Genomic DNA, 23,917 nt, shown 5'->3' on the forward strand with positions numbered 1-23,917 from the left:
AGAGCCGGTGAAGCCACTGCCAAAACCGTACCGCCGCGGGAGCGGTCACTGAGGCCGTTATTCCCCAATGGCCCGTTCACCATGCCGGTCACTGCTTCCGATCATACGGGGCGGACCGGCCGAGCGGAGGGTGAGCGGCAGACTCGGTGCGCGGAAGAGCGCAGTTCAGGCCTGCTTCTCGCCCAGGACGTGCAGCTGCGTGGCCACCGCGTGGAAGGACGGCAGCTCCGCTGCGGCCTCCTCCAGACGCAGCAGCGCCTCCACCGCGCCCGGCTCGGTGTCCACCAGGACGCCCGGGACGAGGTCGGCGAAGATCCGCACGCCGTGCACCGCGCCGACCGACAGGCCGGCCCCGGCGACCAGCTCGGACAGCTGCTCGGCGGTGAAGCGGCGGGGCACCGGGTCGCCGGAGCCCCAGCGGCCGGCCGGGTCGGTGAGGGCGTTGCGGGCCTCCGTGAAGTGCCCGGCGAGCGCCCGGGCGAGCACGGCCCCGCCGAGGCCGGCGGCCAGCAGGCTGAGCGTGCCGCCGGGGCGCAGGGCCGCCACCGCGTTGGCCACGCCCTCGGCCGGGTCGTCCACGTACTCCAGGACGCCGTGGCAGAGCACCACGTCGTAGGCGCCCCGCTCCACCACGTCCAACAGGCCCTGGGCGTCGCCCTGGACGCCGCGGACCAGGTCGGCGACACCGGCCTCGGACACCCGGCGCTCCAGCCCGAACAGTGCGTTCGGGCTGGGGTCGACCACGGTGACCCGGTGGCCCAGGTGGGCCACCGGCACGGCGAACTTGCCGGTGCCGCCGCCGGTGTCCAGCACGTCCAGCACGTCCCGCCCGGTCGCCTTCACCCGACGGTCGAGCGCCTCCTTGAGGACCTCCCACACCACGGCGGTGCGGAGGGAGGCACGGGGGCGGGAAGTGTCCGACACGGCTGATGGCTCCTCGGCGCGGTAAGGGTGAGCGGTCTGTGCCCCACCCTATTGCCTTCCGCAGCCGGGCAGGTCATCCCGCGTCCGGACGCTCCGGCCGTGGCTGCGGCAGGGTCTCTCCCGGACTCCGGGGCGGGGCCTGGGCGGGCGTCCGTACGGCGAGCATCCGCTCCACCAGGCGCAGGAACATCGAGGCGGCGCGCAGCAGGTCGTCCGCGTCCCGGGCGCTGGCCGCGTCCGCTATCCCCGCCTCGGCCCGGGCCCGGCGGGCGGCGCCGGAGGCGAAGAGCGCGCTCCACTCCGCCAGCTCCGGTGCCAGCTCCGGCAGCACCTCCCACGCGCTGCGGATCCGGGGCCGCCGCCGGGGGCTCACCGGCTCGGGCCGTGCGTGCGCGGCGAGCACGGCCGCGGCGGTGCGCAGCGCCGAGAGGTGGGCCGTGGCGTAACGCTCGTTGGGCCGGGTCAGCCGGGCGGCCTCGGCCAGGCCGCTGCGGGCCTTGTCGAGAAGGTCGAGGGCGGCCGGTGGGGCCGCCGACTTCCGCAGGACGGGGTGGACAGGGGACGGGGACGGTGTGGCCATGACGAACCTCCTGTCGTTGCGTTGCCTCCATCGTGACGGGCCCCACTGACAATCGCCCCGACCTGCGTTTTTGCCGTCATATGCATAGCAACTGCCCCCTCCTGCACGCCTGGTGCGGAATGAGGTGGTAGTTTTTGAACTGACCGGTCAGTTCAAAAAGAAGGGGGACGGCGTGGACAGCCCGCACGGCGCGGCCGTCAAGGCCGAGAACTTCGGACTCAAGGGCCCGCGAGGCTGGGCCTTCCGGGGGGTCGGTCTCGACGCGGCGCCCGGCTCGCTCATCGCGGTCGAAGGCCCCTCCGGCAGCGGCCGGACCTGCCTGCTCCTGGCCCTCACCGGACGTATGAAGCCCACCGAGGGCCACGCCGAGATCGGCCGGCACCGGCTGCCGAAGAAGATGGCCGCGGTCCGCCGGATCGCCGCCCTCGGCCCGGTCCCCGGGGTCAACGACCTCGACCAGTCCCTCACCGTCGCCGAACAGCTGCGCGAGGGCGCTCTGCTCCACCGCCACTACGACGCCCCGATCCGCTCCCTGCTGCGGCCCCGGGCCGAGCGCCGGGCCGCAGCAGTCGCCCGGATCGCGGCAGCCCTGGACACCGCCGGGCTGGACCTCGCCACGCTGCCCAAGGGCGAACGCACCACCGTCCGGGACCTGGAGCGCCTGGAGGCCGTCCGGCTCTCCGTCGCCATCGCCCTGCTCGGCTCCCCGCGGCTGCTCGCCCTCGACGACCTCGACATGAAGCTCTCGGACACCGAACGCACCGAGGTCTGGACCCTGCTGCGGTCGATCGCGGCCCGGGGGACCACCGTCGTGGCGGTGTGCAGTGAGGCGCCCGCCGACGCCGTGGTCCTGCGGACCGGCCCGCAGGAGGACGGCGGCGCACCGGAGGCCGGACCGTCCGCCCCCGCTGCCGCCACCCCGAAGGTCACGTGGGGCGGCCGGGCGAAGGACAAGGCCGAGAAGGGGACCGAGGCCGAGGCCCCCGGAGCCGCGGAGGACCCCAAGCCGGCGCCGAAGCCGGCCCCGAAGGCCGAGGCGAAGCCGGCCTCGAAGGCAGCCCCGAAGCCGGCCCCGAAGCCGGACCTGAGGAAGGCGTCCGGGACGGAGCGGGACGCGGACGCCGACGCCGCCGGCGAGGCCTGCGCCGGCACCACCGAAGACACCGACAACGACGACACGAAGGGGGCGGACGATGCGCTCGCCGAAGCTGGCCGCGCTTGAGCTGAAGCGGTTCGGGCGGGGGAAGCTGCCCCGGGCCGCCCTCGTCGCACTGCTCCTGCTGCCACTGCTCTACGGAGCCCTGTACCTCTGGTCCTTCTGGGACCCGTACAGCCGCCTCGACAAGGTGCCCGTCGCCCTCGTCAACTCCGACCGGGGTGCGACCGTCGACGGCAAGCACCTGGACGCGGGCGGTGAGATCACCAAGAAGCTCCGCGACAGCAAGACCTTCGACTGGCGGGAGGTGAGCCCGGAGAAGGCGGCCAAGGGTCTGGAGGACGGTACGTACTACCTGACCCTGACCATGCCGGCCGACTTCAGCGAGAAGATCGCCTCCAGCTCGGGCGAGGACCCCGCGACCAGCGCCCTGCAGGTCCGCACCAACGACGCCAACAACTACGTCGTCGGCTCGATCTCGCGCACCGTCTTCTCCGAGGTCCGCTCGGCGGCGTCCGCCAACGCCTCCCGCGGCTTCCTTGACAAGATCTTCGTCAGCTTCTCCGACCTGCACGACAAGACCGCGGAGGCCGCCGACGGCGCCGACAAGCTTAAGGACGGCGCCGGCAAGGCCCAGGAGGGCGCCAAGGAGCTCGCCGACGGCCTCGACACCGCCGGGGAGAAGAGCGGCGAACTCAACAGCGGCCTGAAGAAGCTCAACTCGGCCGCCGGCAAGCTGGAGACCGGCACCCGGGACATCGCGAACGGCACCCAGGTCCTCGCCGACAAGGTCAACGGCGCCGCCGACAAGGCCCGCCCCTTCGTCAAGGACCCCAAGAGCCTGGCCGCCACCGCCGTACTGGTCGCCGACAGCGCGAAGGTCGTCAACAACCACCTGGACAAGTTCGTGGAGAAGGCGCCGGCCGCCGCGGCCGTCGCCAAGCGGGCCTCCACCGGCGCCGACGCCTACTACACCAAGCACTGCGTCACCCCCGGCGGCGAACCGCACCTCGCCTCCTGCCCCGACCTGAAGAAGGTCCGGGACGACGCGGCCGAGGCCGCCCTGCTCAGCGGTGACGTCAGCACCCTGGCCAAGAACGCCGGCGGGGACGTGGCCAGGCTCCGCAGCCAGCTGACCGACCTGGAGAGCAAGGCCCGCGAGCTCGCCGACAAGGCCCCCCACCTCGCGAGCGACCTCGACGCGGCCGTCGCCAAGGTCAACGCCCTCAACACCGGCGCCCACAAGGTCGCCACCGGCATGTCCCAGCTGCACACCGGCCTCGGCACCGCCACCACCGGCTCCGGCGCCCTCAGCGACGGCGTCGGCAAGCTCGGCGACGGCGCCCACCGCCTCGACGGCGGCATGTACAAGCTCGTCGACGGCACCGGCGAACTCGCCGGCGGCCTGCACGAGGGCGTGGGCAAGATCCCCGACTACGACCAGCAGCAGCGGGACGCCCGCACCGAGGTCATGGCCGACCCGATCAAGCTCGCCAACCAGTCCCTGCACAAGGCGCCCAACTACGGCACCGGCTTCGCGCCCTACTTCATCCCGCTGTCCCTCTGGGTCGGCGCGATGGTCGCCTACATGCTGATCGCCCCGATGAACAAGCGGGCCCTGTCCGCGGGCGCCTCGCCCTGGCGGATCGCCCTCGCCGGCTGGCTGCCCGTGATGGGCATCGGCGCCGCCCAGGTCACCCTGCTGATGTCCGTCCTGCACTGGGCCCCGGACCTCGGCCTCAAGATGGCCAACCCGGCCCTCACCATCGGCTTCCTGCTGCTGGTCACCGGCTGCTTCGCGGCGATCATCCAGTGGCTCAACGCCAAGTTCGGCGCGGCCGGGCGGATCCTCGTCCTCGCCGTCCTGATGCTCCAGCTGACCTCGGCCGGCGGCACGTACCCCGTCCAGACCAGCCCGGACTTCTTCAACGCCGTCCCCCCGTACCTGCCGATGTCCTACGTCGTGGAGAGCCTGCGCCGCCTGATCACCGGCGGCGACCTCACCCCGGTCTGGCAGGGCAGCCTGGTCCTGGTGGCCTTCACCGTCGGCGCCCTCGCCCTGACCGCGCTCGCCGCCCGCGGCAAGCAGGTGTGGACGATGGACCGGCTGCACCCCGAACTGAGCCTGTAGGGATGTGTTGACCTGTGACAATCAGCGCCATGGACAGCAGCAGCACCGGTACGGGTACCGGCGGGGGCCGTCGTGCGGCCACCCGGCAGAAGCTCTACGAAGCGGCCGTCACCCTCATCGCGGAGAAGGGCTTCTCCGCGACCACGGTCGATGAGATCGCCGAGCGGGCGGGCGTGGCGAAGGGCACCGTCTACTACAACTTCGCGAGCAAGAACGAGCTCTTCGAGGAGCTGCTGCGGCACGGCGTCGGGCTGCTGACCGCGTCGCTGCGGGCGGCGGCGGAGGAGACCGAGGCACGCGGCGGCAGCCGGGTCGAGGCGCTCGACGCGATGATCCGGGCGGGCCTGGTCTTCATCGACCGCTACCCGGCCTTCACCCAGCTCTACGTCGCCGAGCTGTGGCGGACCAACCGCACCTGGCAGTCCACGCTGATGGTGGTCCGCCAGGAGGCGGTGGCCGTCGTGGAGAAGGTGCTGCGCGAGGGCGTCGAACGCGGGGAGCTCAGCCCCGAGATCGACGTACAGCTCACGGCGGCCGCGATGGTCGGGATGGTGCTCGTGGCGGCCCTGGACTGGCAGTCCTTCCAGCGGGAGCGGTCCCTCGACGACGTGCACTCGGCGCTGTCGCTGCTGTTGCGCGGCCGGGTCAGCGGCAACCGCTGAACCGCGCGTCACCCCCCACTCGGCGGTGCCGCGCGGGCGCGACAGCCCGTACAACTGGTGGGGCCCGCCGCGGCCGCTGAGTATCCGTACCTAGGCGCGGAAATGAGTACGCACGCGGATGGGCTCCCACCTGCGAGGACGTCAGACTGGGAGCAACGGACAGGGGGCCTGGTCCGCACCGCCGACACGGGGCTGCGGAGCGGACCGGGTACCTCCTTCCGGAACCGGGAGAAGGTACGGGGGACCCGGTAGCAGAAGCGAGAACGCGGTGGGGCCCGGGGGGATCGGGCCTCGCCGCGTTCTCGCGTCCGCGGGTTCTGCGGATTGCCGGTGCCGGGTGCGGCGCCGTTGCGGGGGCGCTGCCCCCGGACCCCCGCGCCTCAATCGCCGGCGGGGCTGAAGGAGCGGGGCTCCGCCCCGGGCCCCGCGCCTGAGACGCCGGCGGGGCTGGACAGTGCTGCCGGGCCGGTTGCTAGCCGCGACCTCGGAGGGGGAGGCGGAGGCGGAGAGCTGTCAGGCGGGTCGAGACCGCGGAGGTCAGGGCCGAGCGGCGGGCCGAGAGCGCCCAGGCGATACGGGCCGCCGACCGCGGCAGCAGCAGGGCGCGCAGCCGGGGCAGGCGTCCCGCCGAGGCCAGCAGGCCCGCCCGGGCCTGCCGTACGTCGTCCGCCAGGCCCGCGTACGAGACCTCCGCGCCCGGCGGCGCGTACAGGGCCCGCTCCACCGCACCCGCCACCCGGTGCACCGCCGCGGCGGCGTCCGGCTCCAGCGGGCCCAGCTCCACGACCCGGCTCGCCGCCCGGCGCGGGGACAGCGCCTCGTCCGGGGTGACGCCCACGTCCCAGGCCGCGTCGCCCAGCTCCCGCCAGGCCGCCAGGACCTCGCCGGACGCCAGACGGCGGGCCCGCAGCCGGTTGCGCCACAGCAGCGGGAGCAGCGGCAGGCCCACCACCGCGAGCACCAGCGCCGCCCAGCCGAGGACCGCCGTCACCGACGGCCCGGCGCCGGCCGCCGCGTTCTGCTGCGGGGCGGCCGGCCCGCACTCGCCGAGCCGCTTGAGTGCCGGCGGGCACTCGGCGGACGCCGAGGGAGCCGGAGCCGGCTGCACCGCACCCTGCGAGGGCAGCGGCGCCGGCGCGGACGGCTGGGCCGCGGGGGCCGGCGGCCGGGAGTAGTCCGGCACGTTGAGGCCCGACCGGGGCGTCGGCTCGAACCGGGTCCAGCCCACGCCCTGGAAGTACAGCTCGGGCCAGGCGTGCGCGTCCCGCATCGACACGTTCACGATGCCGTCCGGCTGCCTCTCGCCCGGGGTGAAGCCCACCGCGACGCGCGCCGGGATGCCCAGGGTGCGGGACATCGCCGCCATCGAGAAGGCGAAGTGGATGCAGAAGCCCTCCTTGTCCGCGAGGAAGCGGGCGACGGCCTGCGGCCCCGTCCCGGAGGTGGTCTGCGTGTCGTAGCGGAATCCGCCGCTCACGGCGAAGAAGTCCTGCAGCTTCACCGCGCGCGAGTAGTCGTCCTTCGCGCCCTGCGTGACCTGACGGGCCGTGTCGCCGACCACCTGCGGCAGGTTGTCCGGGACCCTCGTGTACTCCTCGCGGACCGCCGGGTCCGGCGCCGGGGCCTTCTGGAGCTGCTGGGCGGTGGGCTTCAGCAGCAGGCTGCGCACCTTGTACTCGGCGCCCTGCACGGTCTGGAACCTGTCGCGGGCCAGCTGGTCCCCGACCAGGGTCCGGCCGACGGGCTCGAACCGCCACTTGCCGGGGATCTCCACCGCGGTCGCCGGATACGGCATGGGGAGGTAGCGCTGGGTGTAGCCCTCGGAGGCCGTGATGTTCGTGGTCACCTCGGTCGCGCCGAGGCGGACCTGGTCACCGAGACCGGGCGGGACCGGCATCTGCTGCGGTACGTCGGTCAGCGCGCGCCCGGACGCCTCCCACTTGACGCCGTTGAACTCGTCCAGGGCCACGATGCGCAGGTACTGGTCGCTCTGCTGCGGGTTGTCCGTGCGGTACCTGAGCACCACGCGGTTGTCCTGCGCGTTCAGGTTGCTCTGCAGGGAGACCAGCGGGTTGACGGCCGAGATCGTGCCGCCGGAACCGCCGCTGCCCTCGCCCTCCTTCGGGCCGCCCAGCAGACCGTCGTCGAGGGCGGGCAGCGCCGCCGGCACCACCAGCGCCATGCCCAGGGCCAGGGCGCCGATCCGCCGGCCGAACCGCACCGGGGCCGTCGCCCGGACGCCGCCGCTGCTGATGCCGGAGTCGGCCGGCGCGCGTCCGCCCGGGGCGGCGCCGAAGACCCGCCCCCACTGGGCGAGCCGGTCGCGGCCCTCGGACAGCAGCAGCATCAGGTAGCCGCAGCCCGCCAGGAGGAAGGAGAACCAGGAGGCGTCCCCGCCGCCCGACAGGCCCGCGGCGACCGAGTACAGCGCGAGCAGCGGCAGACCGGCCGCCGCGGCCGTACGCGCGGTCACCGCCAGCAGGTCCACCAGCAGGCCGATCACCAGCACCCCGGACACCAGCAGCAGCTGGATGCCGTCCGTGAGCGGGGCCGGTATCGCGAACTCGCCCACGTCGTGGAGGCCCTGGGCGAACAGCGAGCCGAAGTCCGTCACCAGGTAGGCCAGCGGCCCGCTGCCGGTGGACTCCACTTTCCCGGCGAAGAACAGCGCGAGCAGCAGCAACGACACCAGCAGCTGCGCGGCCACGGTCAGCGACCGCGCCAGCGGCACCCGCCGGGCCCCCGCGCCCACCGCGCTCTGCACGGTGAGCAGCAGCGCGGCCTGGAGCAGCCAGGCCTGCGACTCCACCAGCGGGCTCAGCGACCAGGAGGTGAGCAGCGTCGCCAGCGCCGCGAACACCGTCAGTTTCGCCCGTCCGCTCATGCCAGGCCTCCGCTCGTTCCCGTACCGACGCGCGCGGTCCCGGCCTGGCGCCACAGTTCTCCGAAGGCGACCCCGGGGGCGGCGGCGAGTGCCGTCCAGCCCGCGTCGCGCAGCCTGCGCAGCCGCTCCTCCAGGGGGACGACGTCGTGCCCGGGCGCGGGCCGTCCGCCCCAGGCCCCGGTGTCCAGGACGAAGGCCACGGCGCCGGAGGCGCGCTGGCGCATCCTGGCCGCCAGTTCGGTCTGTACGTCGTCCAGGTCGCCGAAGAAGGCGATGAGGAGCCCGTCGCCGCCGCCCTCGCCGAAGCCGCCGCCGCGTACGGCGTCGTAGGCCCGGGAGAGCCCGGCGCCGTCGGAGTGCCCGACCACGGCGAGGGTGTCCATCATCAGCCCGGCGGCCTCCGCGGACTCGTGTCCGCCGGCGGAGAACCCGCCGCCGCCCTCGCCGGGTGCCGCGCTCCCGGTGTCGGTGAGCAGCCGTGCCGAGAAGCCCTGTTCCAGGACGTGCACGAGGCTGGAGGCGGCCGCGGAGACGGCCCATTCGAAGGCGGAGTCCGGTCCGGCGCCGTCGAAGGCGAGGCGGCGGGTGTCGAGCAGGACGGTGGCCCTGCTGCGCTGGGGCTGTTCCTCGCGGCGGACCATCAGCTCGCCGTAGCGGGCGGTGGAGCGCCAGTGCACGCGGCGCAGGTCGTCGCCGCGCCGGTAGCCGCGCGGGATCACGTCGTCGTCGCCCGCCAGGGCCAGGGAGCGGCGGCTGCCGTCGCCGTAGCCGTTGGACTCGCCGGTCAGCCGGACCGGGGGCAGGGGCTCGGTGCGCGGAATGACGGTGAGGGTGTCGTAGGCGCTGAAGGAGCGGGTCAGCTCGACCAGCCCGAAGGGGTCGGTGAGCCGCAGCTGGAGCGGGCCCAGCGGATAGCGGCCGCGCAGGTCGGAGCGGACCCGGTAGGACACCTCGCGGCGGCCGCCGGGCTCGACCCGGTCCAGGACGAAGCGGGGACGCGGGCCCAGTACGTAGGGCACCCGGTCCTGGAGCATCAGCAGGCCGGTGGGCAGCCGGGAGACGTTGTCCATGCGCAGCTGCACCCGGGCCTCGGCGCCCGCGGGCACCCGGCCGGGGGACAGCCGGCGGCTGCCGGAGACCCGGTGGCGGGTGCGGTGCAGGGCGTAGACGCAGATCAGCGGCAGGAGGGCGAGCAGCAGGCCGACGCGCAGCAGCGCGCCCTGGCCGAGGACGTAGGCGCAGACGGCCGCGGCGATCCCGGCGGCCACGAACGAACGGCCGCGGGTGGTCAGCCCGGACAGCGACGCGCGCAGCCCGCCGCCGTTTCCCGGGCCGCCGGCGCCGGGTGCGGCACCGGCGCTCATCAGAAGCCCCGGACGCCGGCGGCGGGCGGCATCTCGCCGCGGCCGTGCGCGGCCGGGACGGGGGTGCGCTGGAGGATCTCGCCGACGACCTGCTCGGAGGTGCGGCGGTTCAGCTGGGCCTGCGCGGTGGGCAGCAGCCGGTGCGCGAGGACCGGTGCGGCCAGGGACTGCACGTCGTCGGGCAGGACGTAGTCCCGGCCGGAGAGCGCGGCGGAGGCCTTCACGGCGCGCAGGAGGTGCAGGGTGGCCCGGGGCGAGGCGCCGAGCCGCAGGTCGGGGTGGCTGCGGGTGGCGGAGACCAGGTCGACGACGTAGCGCCGGACGGGCTCGGCGACGTAGACCTCGCGCACGGCCTCTATCAGCTTGACGATGTCGTGGGCGTGCGCGACGGACTGGAGGTCGTCGAGCGGGTTGACGGCGCCGTGCACGTCGAGCATCTGGAGCTCGGCCTCGGGGCTGGGGTAGCCGACGGAGACGCGGGCCATGAAGCGGTCGCGCTGGGCCTCGGGCAGCGGGTAGGTGCCCTCCATCTCCACCGGGTTCTGGGTGGCGACGACCATGAAGGGGCTCGGCAGGGTGTAGGTGGTGCCGTCGATGGTGACCTGGCGTTCCTCCATCGACTCCAGCAGCGCCGACTGGGTCTTCGGCGAGGCGCGGTTGATCTCGTCGCCGATGACGATCTGCGCGAAGATCGCGCCCGGCTTGAACTCGAACTCGCGGCGCTGCTGGTCGTAGATGCTGACACCGGTGATGTCGGAGGGCAGCAGGTCGGGCGTGAACTGGATGCGCTGCACCGAGCAGTCGATGGACTTGGCCAGCGTCTTGGCCAGCATCGTCTTGCCGACGCCGGGCACGTCCTCGATCAGCAGGTGCCCCTCGGCGAGGAGCACGGTCAGCGCGAGGCGGACGACCTCGGGCTTGCCCTCGATCACGTTCTCGACCGACTGGCGGACCCGCTCCGCCGTGCTGGTCAGATCCGCGAGGCTCGCTCGGTCGTCATACGTCGTCACCTGGTTCTCCTCGGCCATCTCCCAGGGCCGACGCCCTTGGCGCATGACCGGCCCACCCCGAAACACGGACACCGGATGCGGGGGTTCCCGGGTGGTGTCTCCCCGCATTCTTGACGGCGCCTGGGCCTTGTGTCACTCAGGAGCTGGGATCGATCTCCCGCAGGAGTCCGGTGTGCACGTCGAAGACGAAGCCTCGCACATCGTCCTTGTGGAGCAGGAACGGGTTGGTGCGGACGCGCTGCATGGACTGGCGGACGTCCTGGTCGACGTCACGGAAGGCCTCGACGGCCCAGGCGGGACGCTGGCCGACCTCGTCCTCCAGCTCGTGCCGGAAGTCCTCGGTCAGACGTTCGAGGCCGCAGCCGGTGTGGTGGATCAGTATCACCGTGCGGGTGCCGAGGGCCCGCTGGCTGATGGTGAGCGAGCGGATGGTGTCGTCGGTGACCACGCCGCCCGCGTTGCGGATGGTGTGGCAGTCGCCGAGTTCCAGGCCGAGCGCGGCGTGGAGGTCGAGCCGGGCGTCCATGCAGGCCACGATGGCCACATGGAGGACCGGGCTGGCGTCCATGCCGGGGTCGGTGAACTTGGCCGCGTAGCGCTGATTCGCCTCGACCAGCCGGTCGGTGACGGATCCGCCGGCGGATGCCTCGGATGCGGAGTCTGCAGGCAGGGATGCGGAAGTCGTCATGGGTACGACGTTAGTGGTCACGGGCGGCATCGGCCTTGCGTGAGGGGGGACAAAGAACGTCAACGGGGCTTGTTGTGAGCTAACCCACAGGGGTGGGCGGAGGGCCGCCATCCGGGTGGTCCGGCACCATTTGCGGCTTCGGTCCGAGCGGCGCGTACGGCGCGCGGGCCGGTTCGTTGACCGCGGCGACCGTTGCACTAAAGTGACGCGAACCGGCCGGAGCCCGGCCCTGACCGGCCTCCCGGCCACCGATGAAGACTCCGCGTGCGCGGCGCGTACGTACGGCCCGGCCCTCTTCCGCTCACCGGCCGGGGGAGCGGGCGGTGCGTACGCCTGCCGCGCCGTTATCTGAGAGGGCGCTTTGACTAGCGAGTCCCGACATGTCCCGGTGATGCTCCAGCGGTGCCTGGACCTGTTGGCCCCGGCGCTGGAGAGGCCCGGGGCCGTCGTCGTCGACTGCACCCTCGGCCTCGGCGGCCACAGCGAGGCCCTGCTGACCCGGTTCCCCGAGGCCCGCCTGATCGGCCTCGACCGCGACAAGGAGGCCCTGCGGCTCTCCGGCGAACGGCTCGCCCCCTTCGGCGACCGGGCCACCCTCGTCCACGCGATCTACGCCGACCTCGCCGAGGTCCTCGACGGCCTGGGACTCCCCTCCGTCCAGGGCATCCTCTTCGACCTGGGCGTCTCCTCCATGCAGCTGGACGAGGCCGACCGCGGCTTCGCCTACGCGCAGGACGCCCCGCTGGACATGCGCATGGACCAGACGACCGGCATCAGCGCCGCCGAGGTCCTCAACACCTACGCGCCGGGCGAGCTCGTCCGGATCCTGCGCCAGTACGGCGAGGAGAAGCAGGCCAAGCGGATCGTGTCCGCGATCGTCCGGGAACGCGAGAAGGCACCCTTCAGCAACAGCGCCCGGCTGGTCGAGCTCATCCGCGACGCACTGCCCCAGGCCGCCAAGCGGACCGGGGGCAATCCCGCGAAGCGCACCTTCCAGGCGCTGCGGATCGAGGTCAACGGCGAGCTCTCCGGCCTGGAGCGGGCCATCCCGGCAGCGGTCGACCGCATCGCGGTCGGCGGCCGGATCGCGGTGCTCTCCTACCACTCGCTGGAGGACCGGCTGGTCAAGCAGGTCTTCGCGGCCGGCGCGACCTCCACCGCCCCGCCCGGACTGCCGGTGGTGCCGGAGAAGTACCAGCCGAAGCTCAAACTGCTCACGCGAGGAGCGGAGCTGCCGACCGAGGAGGAGATCGCCGAGAACCGGCGGGCCGCCCCGGCGAGGTTCCGGGGGGTCGAACGCATCCGGGAGGCGCGACTGTGACCACGGCCGGGAAGGTCGCCACGCTGACCCGCGGGCAGGCGGCCCGCATCGGCCGGGCCCTCGGCGCCCGCCCGGCCGGCCCGCGGCCCGGCGGGCAGGCGGCGCGGATGCCGTTCGTCCTGCTGGTCGTGGCGCTGCTGGCCGGCGGCCTGATCAGCCTGCTGCTGCTGAACTCGGCCCTCAACGAGGGCTCCTTCCAGCTGAGCCGGCTGAAGAAGGAGACCACCGCCCTCACCGACGAGGAACAGGCCCTCCAGCGCGACGTGGACGCCTACTCGGCCCCCGGCGCACTCCAGCGGCGGGCGCGCGAACTGGGCCTGGTCCCGGGCGGCAGCCCCGTCTTCATCGGCCCGGACGGCAAGGTCTCCGGCAGCGTCTCGGTCGCCGAGGCACCGCCGTCACCGACCCCGACCCCGCCCCCGGCGCCCGCACAGGCCGGACCGGGCCGGTCCCCGGCCCCGGCCGTACCGAACCAGTCCGTCCCCCCGGGTGCCCCGGCGGCGCCCGGCCCGACACCGCAGCCCCACCAGCCTGCCGGAAGGTGACGTCGTGACGCGGATTCCCGCGGGGGCCCAGGCCACCCCGCCCTGCCCCCGGCCACCGCGCGGAGGCGCCCCCGCCTCCCGCGGCCCCGCCCGGGCCCGTGCTCCCCGCGCGTGCCCCGGGCCCGCCGCCCCCGGCCCGTACGCCGGTCCCCACCGGGCACCGGCCCACCCGGCCCCGCGGCCCGGCCTTGCCACGGCACCGGCCGGCGGCCACCACGCCGGCCCGGGAACCCGTACCGCCGCACCGCGGACGGTGGCCGGGTGAGCCCGCAGGAGCCGCCACGACGGCGGGTGCCCGGCCCCGCCAGGCCGTCGCGGCCCGGCGACCGGCCCCGCGCCACAGCCCGCCCGGCCTCCCGCCCGGCGACCCGACGCCCCGCGGGCCCCCGCACACCGCACACGATCCGGCTCGGCAGCCCCCGGCCCCGGCTGCGCCTGGTCGGCGTCGGACTGACCCTCGTCATGCTCGCCTTCGTCGTCCGGCTGCTGCAGGTGCAGGCCGTCGACGCCTCCTCCTTCTCCGCCGCGGCCTCCAAGAACCGCTACACCAACGTCAAACTGGCCGCCGAACGCGGCGAGATCACCGACCGCAAGGGCGTGGCCCTCGCCACCAGCGTCGACGCGTACGACATCACCGCCGACCCGAAGATGTTCACCCCGCAGGACAGCAAGGCCCCGGACGCCCCCGAGCAGGCCGCGGCCCTCCTCGCGCCCATCCTCGGCAAGGACCCCAAGGAGCTCACGGAGAAGCTCAAGGCCAAGAACAGCCGGTACGTGGTCCTCGCCCAGCGCCAGACCCCGCAGGTCTGGAACCAGATCAAGGACCTCAAGCGGGTCTTCTCGGAGAAGGCGACCGCCGACAAGAAGAACAACGCCCCCGGCGCCAACGTCCTGGCCGGCGTGTTCAAGGAGGACAGCAGCAAGCGCGTGTACCCGGGCGGGGACCTCGCCGCCGGGATACTGGGTTACGTCAACGCCGAGGGCAAGGGCGCCGGCGGCCTGGAGTCCTCCCTCGACAAGAAGCTGGCCGGCAAGGACGGGGAGATCACCTACGCCCAGTCCGGCGGCCGCAAGGTGCCCACCGCCGGCTCCAGCGAGAAGCCCGCCGTCCCCGGCGACGACATCGAGCTGACCATCGACCGGGACATCCAGTGGGCGGCGCAGAGCGCCATCGCCGAACAGGTGCAGAAGTCCGAGGCCGACCGCGGCTACGTCATCGTCCAGGACACCCGCACCGGCGAGGTGCTGGCCATGGCCAACGCCCCCGGCTTCGACCCCAACGACCTGACCCGGGCCAGTACGGCCGCCATGGGCAACGCCGCCCTCCAGGACGTGTACGAGCCCGGCTCCACCGCCAAGGTGATCTCGATGGCGGCCGTGCTGGAGGAGAAGAAGGCGACCCCCGACACCCGCGTCGAGGTCCCCAACCGGCTGCACCGCGGCGACCGGCTGTTCAAGGACGACATCGACCACCCGACCTGGTACCTGACCCTCAACGGCGTCCTCGCCAAGTCCTCCAACATCGGCACCATCCTGGCCACCGGCCAGCTCGGTCCCACCCAGTCCGAGGCCAATGAGGTCCTGCACTCCTACCTGACCGAGTTCGGCATCGGCCGGCCCACCGGCCTGAACTACCCGGGCGAGTCCCGCGGCATCCTCGCCGAGCCCCGGAACTGGTCCACCTCCCAGCAGTACACGATCCCTTTCGGCCAGGGACTGTCCGTCAACGCCATGCAGGCGGCCTCCGTGTACTCCACCATCGCCAACGGCGGGGTCCGCATCACACCGACGCTGGTCCGCGGCACCAAGGGCCCCGACGGCCGCTTCACCCCGGCCCCGGCACCCGAGCAGAACCGCGTGATCAGCCAGGAGACCGCCAAGACCCTCGCCGAGATGCTCGAATCCGTCGTCGACGACCAGGAGGGCACCGGAACCAAGGCGAAGATCCCCGGCTACCGGGTCGGCGGCAAGACCGGCACCTCCAACCGGGTGGATCCGGCCACCGGCCGCTACAAGGGCTACACCGCCTCCTTCGCCGGCTTCGCCCCGGCGGACAAACCGCGCATCACCGTCTACTGCGCCATCCAGAACCCCACGAAGGGCAGTTACTTCGGCGGCCAGATCTGCGGCCCCATCTACAAGAAGGTCATGGAGTTCGCCCTCAAGACCCTCCAGATCGCCCCCACCGGCACCGCCCCCGCCGGGCTCCCGGTCACCTACGAGCCCGGCCCGCAGGCCGCCCAGCAGCCCGCCCCGCAGCCCAGTCCGCAGCCCGGCCAGTGACCCTCGGCCACGGCCCGCCCGCCAGAAAAGCGTGAGGCACCATCAGTGACAACGATCACCCCGAAACCCGGGAACCGACCGGCCGCCGCAGCCGAGGCCGGGCCCTCACTTCGCGGCCCGGCCGCCGCGCCCGGTACGCTCACCGCCGTGCCCCACGCTGATCAGCCCAGAACCACCCAGCAAGACGCCCCGGCAGCGCCGCCGGGAACACCCAGGCCCGCGTCCGCCGCTCCGAGCCCGCTGGGCGAGCTGGCCACGCTGCTGGGCGTCCCGTCACCAGGCGCTGCGCAGATCACCGGGATCACGCACGACTCCCGTGCGGTCCGCCCGGGAGACCTGTACGCGGCCCTGCCCGGAGCCCGGACCCACGGCGCGGAATTCGCCGCCCAGGCCGCCGGCCTCGGCGCCGCCGCCGTACTGACCGACCCGTCCGGCGCCGAACGTGCCGCGGCCACCGGCCTGCCGGTCCTGACGGTCGCCGACCCGCGCGGCCGGATGGGCGAACTCGCCGCCGCGATCTACGGTCACCCCGGCGAAGGCCTGCTCCAGATCGGCATCACCGGAACGTCCGGCAAGACCACCACGGCGTACCTCGTCGAGGGCGGCCTGCGCGCGGCCGGCCGCAGCACCGGACTGGTCGGCACCGTCGAGATGCGCATCGGCGACGAGCGCATCAAGTCCGAGCGGACCACCCCCGAGGCCACCGACCTGCAGGCGCTCTTCGCGGTCATGCGCGAACGTGGCGTCGAGGCCGTGGCCATGGAGGTCTCCAGCCACGCCCTGGTGCTCGGCCGCGTCGACGGCTGCGTCTTCGACGTCGCCGTCTTCAACAACCTGAGCCCCGAGCACATGGAGTTCCACTCCGACATGGAGGACTACTTCCAGGCGAAGGCGGAGCTCTTCACGCCCCGCCGCGCCCGCCTGGGCGTGGTCAACCTCGACGACGAGTACGGCCGCCGCCTCGCCAAGGAGGCCACCGTCCCGGTCGTCACCTTCTCCGCCGCGGGCGACCGGGCCGCCGACTGGCGCGCCGAGGATGTCGTCACCGGCCACATGGACTCCACGCTCACCCTGGTCGGCCCCGAGGGACAGCGCGTACGCGCCAAGGCCCCGCTGCCCGGCCCGTTCAACGTCGCCAACACCGTCGCCGCGATCGTCACGCTCGCCGCCGCCGGCCTCGACCCGCAGACCGCCGCCGACGGCGTCGCCGCGGTCCCCGGGGTCCCCGGCCGGCTGGAGCGGGTGGACGCGGGACAGCCGTACCTCGCCGTCGTCGACTACGCGCACAAGACGGACGCCGTGGAGTCGGTCCTGCGAGCCCTGCGCGAGGTCACCACCGGCAGGCTGCACATCGTGCTCGGCTGCGGCGGCGACCGCGACAACACCAAGCGCGCCCCCATGGGCGCCGCGGCCGCCCGGTACGCCGACGTGGCCGTCCTGACCTCCGACAACCCGCGCTCCGAGGACCCGCTCGCGATCCTCGCCGCGATGTTCGGCGGCGCCGTGTCCGTACCGCCCGCCGAGCGCGGCACCGTCCTCGTCGACGCCGACCGGGCGGCCGCCATCGCCGCCGCCGTCGCGCGCGCCGAGCCCGGCGACACCGTGCTCGTGGCGGGCAAGGGACACGAACAGGGCCAGGACACCGCAGGGGTCGTCCGGCCCTTCGACGACCGTACGGTGCTCCGCGCCGCGATCGAACGCCAACTCGTGCTCGATCGAACCAACCAGGTCCGACAGGCCGAGGTGAACCAGTGATCGCCCTTTCCCTCGCCGAGATCGCCGACATCACCGGCGGGCGGCCCCACGACATACCGGATCTGTCCGTCCAGGTCACCGGTCCCGTGGTCTACGACTCCCGCGAGGTCCGGCCGGGCAGCCTGTTCGCCGCCTTCGTCGGTGAACGGGTCGACGGCCACGACTACGCCGAACGCGCAATCGCCGCCGGCGCCGTCGGCGTCCTCGCGACCCGGCCGGTCGGCGTCCCCGCCATCGTCGTCCCCGACGTGGTGGCCGCCCTCGGCGCACTCGCCCGGGCCGTCGTCGCCCGCCTGGGCACCGACGTCGTGGCCCTCACCGGGTCCGCCGGCAAGACCTCCACCAAGGACCTCATCGCGCAGGTGCTCCAGCACCACGCGCCGACCGTGTGGACCCCCGGGAACCTCAACAACGAGATCGGCCTGCCGATCACGACGCTGCGCGTCACCAAGGACACCCAGCACCTCGTCCTGGAGATGGGCGCCCGCGGCATCGGCCACATCCGCTACCTCACCGGACTGACGCCCCCTCGCATCGGTCTGGTCCTCAACGTAGGCACCGCGCACATCGGCGAGTTCGGCGGCCGTGAGCAGATCGCCCAGGCCAAGGGCGAACTCGTCGAGGCCCTGCCGGCCGAGGCTGAGGGCGGCGTCGCCGTCCTCAACGCCGACGACCTGCTGGTCCGCTCCATGGCCGCGCGCACGAAGGCCCGTACGGTGCTGTTCGGCGAGGCCGACGACGCCGAAATCCGGGCCACGGAAGTCCGCATGACGGACAAGGGGCAGCCTTCCTTCACACTGCACACACCGACCGGGTGCAGCGACGTGACCTTGCGGCTGTACGGTGAGCACCACGTGTCGAACGCGCTCGCCGCGGCCGCCGTCGCCCATGTCCTGGGCATGTCCGTCGAAGAGATCGCCACCGCGCTCTCCGGAGCGGGCACGCTGTCCCGGTGGCGGATGGAGGTCACCGAGCGGGCGGACGGTGTGACGATCGTCAACGACGCCTACAACGCGAACCCGGAGTCCATGCGGGCCGCACTGCGCGCGCTCGCCGCGATGGGCGGTGGCGGCAGGGCGAACGGGGGGCGCACGTGGGCGGTGCTCGGCCCGATGGCCGAGCTCGGAGACGACGCTCTCGCCGAGCACGACGCGGTCGGACGACTTGTCGTCCGGCTCAACGTGAGCAAGCTCGTCGCGGTCGGGGGCAGGGAAGCCTCCTGGCTGCAACTGGGCGCATATAACGAGGGTTCGTGGGGTGAGGAGTCGGTGCTCGTGTCCGACGCGCAGGCGGCGGTCGACCTGTTGCGCAGTGAACTGCGCCCGGGTGACGTCGTGCTGGTGAAGGCTTCCAGGTCGGCCGGTCTGGAGCGGGTGGCGCAGGCCCTGCTCGAGGGCACTGTCGAGGGCGAGGTCACCGGCCGATGAGGCAGATCCTGTTCGCCGGTGTCATCGGCATGTTCCTGACCGTCATCGGCACGCCGCTGCTGATCAAGCTGCTGGCCCGCAAGGGCTACGGCCAGTTCATCCGCGACGACGGTCCGCGCGGCCACGCCGGGAAGAAGGGCACGCCCACCATGGGCGGTATCTCCTTCATCCTGGCCACGCTCGTCGCGTACGCCCTGACGAAGGTCATCACCGGTGAGGAGCCGAGCTTCTCCGGTCTGCTCGTGCTGTTCCTGATGGCCGGCATGGGCCTGGTCGGCTACCTCGACGACTACATCAAGATCGTCAAGCGGCGCTCGCTGGGTCTGCGGGCCAAGGCCAAGATGGCCGGCCAGCTGATCGTCGGCATCGCCTTCGCGGTGCTCGCACTCCAGTTCAAGGACTCGCGCGACCTCACCCCGGCCTCCACCAAGCTGTCGTTCGTCACGGACTTCGGCTGGTCGATCGGCCCGGTGCTCTTCGTGGTCTGGGCGCTGTTCATGATCCTGGCCCTGTCCAACGGCGTGAACCTGACCGACGGTCTGGACGGTCTCGCCACCGGCGCCGCCGTGATGGTCTTCGGCGCCTACACCTTCATCGGCGTCTGGCAGTTCCAGGAGTCGTGCGCGATGGCCGCCGACCTCACGAACCCGAACGCCTGTTTCGAGGTACGCGACCCGCTCGACCTCGCGGTCGTCGCCTCCGCCCTCATGGGCGCCTGCTTCGGCTTCCTGTGGTGGAACACCTCGCCCGCCAAGATCTTCATGGGTGACACCGGCTCGCTGGCCCTCGGCGGCGCGCTCTCGGGCCTGGCCATCTGCTCCCGCACGGAGCTCCTGGTGGCGCTCCTCGGCGGCCTCTTCGTACTCATCACGATGTCGGTCGTCATCCAGGTCGGCTCCTTCAAGCTGACCGGTAAGCGTGTCTTCCGGATGGCGCCGCTCCAGCACCACTTCGAACTCAAGGGCTGGTCCGAGGTCCTCGTCGTGGTCCGCTTCTGGATCATCCAGGGCATGTGCGTCATCGTGGGTCTCGGTATCTTCTACGCGGGATGGGCAGCCGACAAGTGAGCGCCTCCGACCTGGCCGGCCTGCTCGGCCCCGACGCCCTGGGCCGGTTCGGCCTGCCGGGCCGGATCACCGTGGCCGGCCTCGGCATCAGCGGCATCAGCGCCGCCCGGGCCCTGGCCGGGCTGGGCGCCCGCGTGACCGTCGTCGACAACGGCGACGGCGACACGCACCGGGCCAGGGCGGCCGAACTCGCGGAACTGGGCATCGAGGTCCGCCTCGGGCACCTGCCCGACGGCGCCCGGGCCGGTGAGACCCTCCCCGAGGGCACCGAACTGGTCGTCACCTCGCCCGGCTGGCCTCCGCAGAGCCCGCTCTTCCTGGCCGCCGCCGAGGCGGGCGTCGACGTCGTCGGCGACGTCGAGGTCGCCTGGCGGCTGCGCGCGGCCGGCGTGGAACTCCGCGCCGCCCGCGGGGCCACGGCCGCAGGCACCGGCGACGGCACCGGCACGGCCCCGGCCGGGCCCGCCGAATGGCTCGCCGTCACCGGCACCAACGGCAAGACCACCACCGTCCAGATGCTCGCGTCCATCCTGAGGGCCGCCGGGCTGCGCACCGCCGCCGTCGGCAACATCGGGACCCCGATCATCGACGTGGTCCTCGGCGAGCAGCCGTACGACGTGCTCGCCGTCGAACTCTCCAGCTACCAGCTGCACTGGGCGCCCTCGCTGCGCGTCCACTCGGGAGCCGTCCTCAACCTGGCCCCCGACCACCTCGACTGGCACGGCTCGATGCAGGCGTACGCCGCCGACAAGGGCCGGATCTACGAGGGCAACACGGTCGCCTGCGTCTACAACGTGGCCGACAAGGCCACCGAGGACCTCGTCGTCGAGGCCGACGTCGAGGAGGGCTGCCGCGCGATCGGCTTCACCCTCGGTGCCCCCGGCCCCTCCATGCTCGGAGTCGTCGACGGCATCCTCGTCGACCGGGCCTTCGTGGAGAACCGGCAGAAGAACGCCCAGGAGCTCGCCGAGGTCAAGGACGTCAACCCGCCCGCCCCGCACAACATCGCCAACGCGCTCGCCGCCGCGGCCCTGGCCCGCGCCTACGGCGTGGAGCCGCGCGCGGTCCGCGACGGGCTGCGCGACTTCCGTCCGGACGCCCACCGCGTCGCCCGGGTGGACGAGGTCGGCTCGGTCGTCTACGTCGACGACTCCAAGGCCACCAACACGCACGCGGCGGAGGCCTCGCTCGCCTCCTTCGACAAGGTCGTCTGGATCGCCGGCGGCCTCGCCAAGGGCGCGACCTTCGACGAGCTCGTGCAGAAGTCGGCCGCGCGGATGCGCGGTGTCGTCCTGATCGGCGCCGACCGGGCGTTGATCGCGGAGGCACTGGCGCGACACGCCCCCGAGGTCCCGGTCGTCGACCTCGACCGGACCGACACTGGGGCGATGCTCGCAGCGGTCCGGGAGGCGGCCGCGCTCGCCGAGCCCGGCGACACGGTCCTGCTGGCACCGGCCTGCGCATCGATGGACATGTTCGCGAACTACAACAAGCGCGGGGACGCGTTCGCCGACGCGGTGCGTGAACTGGCCGCCGGGAACGCCGAGAACGCTGCGGACACGGCCTAGGCCGGGGGCGCCGGACAGGTTCCCTCCGGCCGGATGCTCGCCTCGTACGAGTGGAGGGGAAGATCACAGATGCCGGCCAAGCAGATGCTGCCGGGGCGGCGGCCGTCCGCCGTGAAGGCGCAGGGCCGCAAGCGCCCCGCGGTGAAGGTGAAGCGCCCGGCGCGACCTGCCGGGCGCGGCCCGCTGGCCGGTCTCCGGCGTACGCAGCAGCAGTTGCGCAGGGCGTGGGACCGGCCCCTCACGGCGTATTACCTGATTTTCGGCAGTTCGCTGCTCATCACCGTGCTCGGTCTGGTGATGGTCTACTCCGCCTCCATGATCAAAGCGCTCCAGCTGGGCCTGGGCGACGCCTACTTCTTCAAGAAGCAGTTCCTGGCCGCCCTGATCGGTGCGGTCCTGCTGCTGGTCGCCTCGCGGATGCCGGTGAAACTGCACCGGGCGCTGTCCTATCCGGTGCTGGCCGGCACACTCTTCCTGATGGTGCTGGTCCAGGTCCCTGGGATAGGGGTCTCGATCAACGGCAACCAGAACTGGATCTCCCTCGGCGGCCCGTTCATGCTGCAGCCCAGCGAGTTCGGCAAACTGGCGCTGATCCTCTGGGGCGCCGACCTGCTGGCCCGCAAGGGCGACAAGGGACTGCTGAGCCAGTGGAAGCACCTGCTCGTACCGCTGGTCCCCGTGGCCTTCCTGCTGCTCGGGCTCATCATGCTCGGCGGGGACATGGGCACCGCGATGATCCTCGGCGCGATTCTCTTCGGCCTGCTCTGGCTCGCGGGGGCCCCCACGCGGATGTTCGTCGGCGTACTGGCCTTCGCGGGTGCGATCGTCGCACTGCTCATCAAGACCAGCCCGCACCGGATGGACCGGCTCGAATGCATCGGTGCGACAGAACCGGGCAAGAACGACCTTTGCTGGCAGGCCGTCCACGGAATCTACGCCCTCGCATCAGGTGGCTGGTTCGGTTCCGGACTGGGTGCAAGTGTGGAAAAATGGGGCCAACTACCCGAAGCCCACACCGACTTCATCTTCGCCATCACGGGGGAGGAACTGGGACTGGCGGGGACGCTGTCGGTGCTCGCCCTGTTCGCGGCTCTAGGCTATGCGGGTATCCGCGTGGCCGGACGCACGGAGGACTCCTTCGTACGGTTTGCCGCGGGAGGCGTGACCACCTGGATCACGGCCCAGGCCGTGATCAACATCGGTGCGGTGCTCGGCCTGCTGCCGATCGCCGGAGTCCCGCTCCCGCTGTTCTCCTACGGAGGGTCGGCCCTGCTGCCGACCATGTTCGCGGTCGGACTGCTCATCGCCTTCGCGCGGGAGGAGCCGGCCGCGCGCGCGGCCCTCGCGATGCGACAGCCGAAGACCGGCTGGAGGCGGACCGGGGTGAGATGGAAGTCGATGAGACGGCGCGTCAAGAAGCGTCCGTCCGGAGAGCGGTGAATTTCGGTGCATGTCGTACTCGCCGGTGGGGGGACCGCCGGCCACATCGAGCCGGCGCTCGCCCTCGCGGACGCCCTGCGCAGGCAGGACCCTTCAGTGGGCATCACCGCCCTGGGCACCGAGCGCGGACTCGAAACCCGCCTGGTACCGGAGCGCGGCTACGAACTGGGGCTGATCCCCGCAGTACCGCTGCCCCGCAAGCCCACCCCCGAGCTGATCACCGTCCCCGGGCGGCTGCGCGGCACCATCAAGGCCGCGGAGGAGATCCTCCTGCGCACCAAGGCCGACTGCGTCGTCGGCTTCGGCGGCTACGTGGCCCTGCCCGGCTACCTCGCGGCCAAGCGGCTCGGCGTGCCGATCATCGTCCACGAGGCCAACGCCCGGCCCGGACTGGCCAACAAGATCGGCTCCCGCTACGCACACGCCGTCGCGGTCTCCACACCCGACAGCAAGCTGCGCGGCGCCCGCTACGTGGGCATCCCGCTGCGCCGCTCCATCTCCACCCTCGACCGAGCCGCCGTACGCCCCGAGGCGCGCGCCGCCTTCGGCCTGGACCCCAACCTGCCCACGCTGCTGGTCTCCGGCGGCTCGCAGGGCGCACGGCGCCTCAACGAGACCATCCAGCAGGTCGCTCCGACCCTCCAGCGCTCCGGCGTGCAGATCCTGCACGCCGTCGGGCCGAAGAACGAACTGCCGCGTGTCGACAACATGCCCGGGATGCCGCCCTATGTGCCGGTACCGTACGTGGACCGGATGGATCTCGCGTACGCCGCCGCCGACATGATGCTGTGCCGCGCGGGAGCGATGACCGTCGCCGAACTGTCCGCCGTCGGGCTGCCCGCCGCCTACGTCCCGCTGCCGATCGGCAACGGCGAACAGCGGCTCAACGCCCAGCCGGTGGTCAAGGCCGGCGGCGGCCTGCTCGTGGACGACGCGGAACTGACGCCCGACTGGGTACTCGGCCAGGTCCTCCCGGTGCTGTCCGATCCGCACCGCCTGTACGAGATGTCCCGCGCCGCCGGTGAGTTCGGCCGCCGGGACGCCGACGAGCTGCTGGTCGGCATGGTCTACGAGGCGATCGCAGCCCACCGAGCCCGCTGACGCGGGAGCAC

General features: G+C 72.8%; 18 protein-coding genes. 12 read left to right on the forward strand and 6 right to left on the reverse strand.

Annotated elements, in window-relative coordinates; translation table 11 throughout:
• Nucleotides 1-165: 165 nt before the first annotated feature.
• Nucleotides 166-924 (reverse strand): methyltransferase, encoded by a 759-nt coding sequence (locus AAT21_RS03920; protein ID WP_046775241.1) that lies wholly within the window; start codon nt 922-924, stop codon nt 166-168.
• A gap of 73 nt (nt 925-997) precedes the next feature.
• Entirely contained in the window at nt 998-1,504 is a 507-nt protein-coding gene (locus AAT21_RS03925) for an SAV_6107 family HEPN domain-containing protein (protein WP_046775242.1), read from the reverse strand.
• 172 nt (nt 1,505-1,676) lie between these two features.
• Here AAT21_RS03925 and AAT21_RS03930 point away from each other — a divergent pair, with 172 nt between their 5' ends.
• The 3 genes from AAT21_RS03930 to AAT21_RS03940 are packed head-to-tail and all read left to right on the forward strand — an operon-like array spanning nt 1,677 to nt 5,453.
• Nucleotides 1,677-2,726, forward strand: coding sequence for an ATP-binding cassette domain-containing protein (locus tag AAT21_RS03930; protein ID WP_046775243.1), 1,050 nt, complete (start codon nt 1,677-1,679; stop codon nt 2,724-2,726).
• Complete coding sequence (locus AAT21_RS03935) at nt 2,698-4,791, forward strand: YhgE/Pip domain-containing protein (RefSeq protein WP_046775244.1); 2,094 nt, start codon at nt 2,698-2,700, stop codon at nt 4,789-4,791. The genes AAT21_RS03930 and AAT21_RS03935 overlap by 29 nt, the downstream gene beginning before the upstream one ends.
• A gap of 29 nt (nt 4,792-4,820) precedes the next feature.
• Nucleotides 4,821-5,453 (forward strand): TetR/AcrR family transcriptional regulator, encoded by a 633-nt coding sequence (locus AAT21_RS03940; protein WP_046775245.1) that lies wholly within the window; start codon nt 4,821-4,823, stop codon nt 5,451-5,453.
• Between the two features lie 472 nt (nt 5,454-5,925).
• Here the strand turns inward: AAT21_RS03940 and AAT21_RS03945 are convergent, their stop codons facing one another.
• The 4 genes from AAT21_RS03945 to AAT21_RS03960 all read right to left on the reverse strand — a co-directional run bounded on the left by AAT21_RS03945 (nt 5,926) and on the right by AAT21_RS03960 (nt 11,429).
• Entirely contained in the window at nt 5,926-8,337 is a 2,412-nt protein-coding gene (locus AAT21_RS03945) for a transglutaminase TgpA family protein (RefSeq protein WP_046775246.1), read from the reverse strand.
• On the reverse strand, nt 8,334-9,701 hold the full coding sequence (locus AAT21_RS03950; protein ID WP_046775247.1) for a DUF58 domain-containing protein: 1,368 nt from the start codon (nt 9,699-9,701) through the stop codon (nt 8,334-8,336). The genes AAT21_RS03945 and AAT21_RS03950 overlap by 4 nt, the downstream gene beginning before the upstream one ends.
• Nucleotides 9,701-10,711 carry an AAA family ATPase gene (locus AAT21_RS03955; protein ID WP_037881272.1) on the reverse strand — a complete coding sequence of 337 codons (1,011 nt, stop codon included), beginning with the start codon at nt 10,709-10,711 and terminating at the stop codon, nt 9,701-9,703. The genes AAT21_RS03950 and AAT21_RS03955 overlap by 1 nt, the downstream gene beginning before the upstream one ends.
• A 136-nt stretch (nt 10,712-10,847) precedes the next feature.
• A complete protein-coding gene (locus tag AAT21_RS03960) occupies nt 10,848-11,429 on the reverse strand; it encodes a beta-class carbonic anhydrase (RefSeq protein WP_079025412.1) in 582 nt (193 codons plus the stop codon).
• Nucleotides 11,430-11,790: 361 nt separating this feature from the next.
• On the opposite strand from AAT21_RS03960, the gene rsmH reads away from it, so the two are divergent.
• The 9 genes from rsmH to murG all read left to right on the forward strand — a co-directional run bounded on the left by rsmH (nt 11,791) and on the right by murG (nt 23,906).
• Nucleotides 11,791-12,720: a 16S rRNA (cytosine(1402)-N(4))-methyltransferase RsmH gene (gene rsmH / locus AAT21_RS03965; protein WP_046775249.1), complete on the forward strand. Its 930-nt coding sequence runs from the start codon at nt 11,791-11,793 to the stop codon at nt 12,718-12,720.
• Nucleotides 12,717-13,265, forward strand: a complete 549-nt coding sequence (locus AAT21_RS03970) for a hypothetical protein (protein ID WP_235438671.1) — start codon at nt 12,717-12,719, stop codon at nt 13,263-13,265. The genes rsmH and AAT21_RS03970 overlap by 4 nt, the downstream gene beginning before the upstream one ends.
• Before the next feature lie 261 nt (nt 13,266-13,526).
• Nucleotides 13,527-15,548, forward strand: a complete 2,022-nt coding sequence (locus AAT21_RS03975; protein WP_107081190.1) for a peptidoglycan D,D-transpeptidase FtsI family protein — start codon at nt 13,527-13,529, stop codon at nt 15,546-15,548.
• A gap of 45 nt (nt 15,549-15,593) precedes the next feature.
• Entirely contained in the window at nt 15,594-17,303 is a 1,710-nt protein-coding gene (locus AAT21_RS03980) for a UDP-N-acetylmuramoyl-L-alanyl-D-glutamate--2,6-diaminopimelate ligase (protein ID WP_046775251.1), read from the forward strand.
• Nucleotides 17,300-18,730, forward strand: a complete 1,431-nt coding sequence (locus AAT21_RS03985; RefSeq protein WP_046775252.1) for a UDP-N-acetylmuramoyl-tripeptide--D-alanyl-D-alanine ligase — start codon at nt 17,300-17,302, stop codon at nt 18,728-18,730. The genes AAT21_RS03980 and AAT21_RS03985 overlap by 4 nt, the downstream gene beginning before the upstream one ends.
• Complete coding sequence (gene mraY / locus AAT21_RS03990) at nt 18,727-19,797, forward strand: phospho-N-acetylmuramoyl-pentapeptide-transferase (RefSeq protein WP_046775253.1); 1,071 nt, start codon at nt 18,727-18,729, stop codon at nt 19,795-19,797. The genes AAT21_RS03985 and mraY overlap by 4 nt, the downstream gene beginning before the upstream one ends.
• Nucleotides 19,779-21,365 carry a UDP-N-acetylmuramoyl-L-alanine--D-glutamate ligase gene (gene murD, locus AAT21_RS03995; protein WP_235438672.1) on the forward strand — a complete coding sequence of 529 codons (1,587 nt, stop codon included), beginning with the start codon at nt 19,779-19,781 and terminating at the stop codon, nt 21,363-21,365. The genes mraY and murD overlap by 19 nt, the downstream gene beginning before the upstream one ends.
• A gap of 69 nt (nt 21,366-21,434) precedes the next feature.
• Nucleotides 21,435-22,805: a putative lipid II flippase FtsW gene (gene ftsW, locus AAT21_RS04000; protein ID WP_046775254.1), complete on the forward strand. Its 1,371-nt coding sequence runs from the start codon at nt 21,435-21,437 to the stop codon at nt 22,803-22,805.
• Between the two features lie 6 nt (nt 22,806-22,811).
• Nucleotides 22,812-23,906, forward strand: coding sequence for an undecaprenyldiphospho-muramoylpentapeptide beta-N-acetylglucosaminyltransferase (murG, locus tag AAT21_RS04005; RefSeq protein WP_046775255.1), 1,095 nt, complete (start codon nt 22,812-22,814; stop codon nt 23,904-23,906).
• The last annotated feature ends 11 nt before the right edge of the window (nt 23,907-23,917 follow it).

This window comes from Streptomyces yangpuensis (assembly GCF_001005295.1).
Taxonomy (GTDB): domain Bacteria; phylum Actinomycetota; class Actinomycetes; order Streptomycetales; family Streptomycetaceae; genus Streptomyces; species Streptomyces yangpuensis.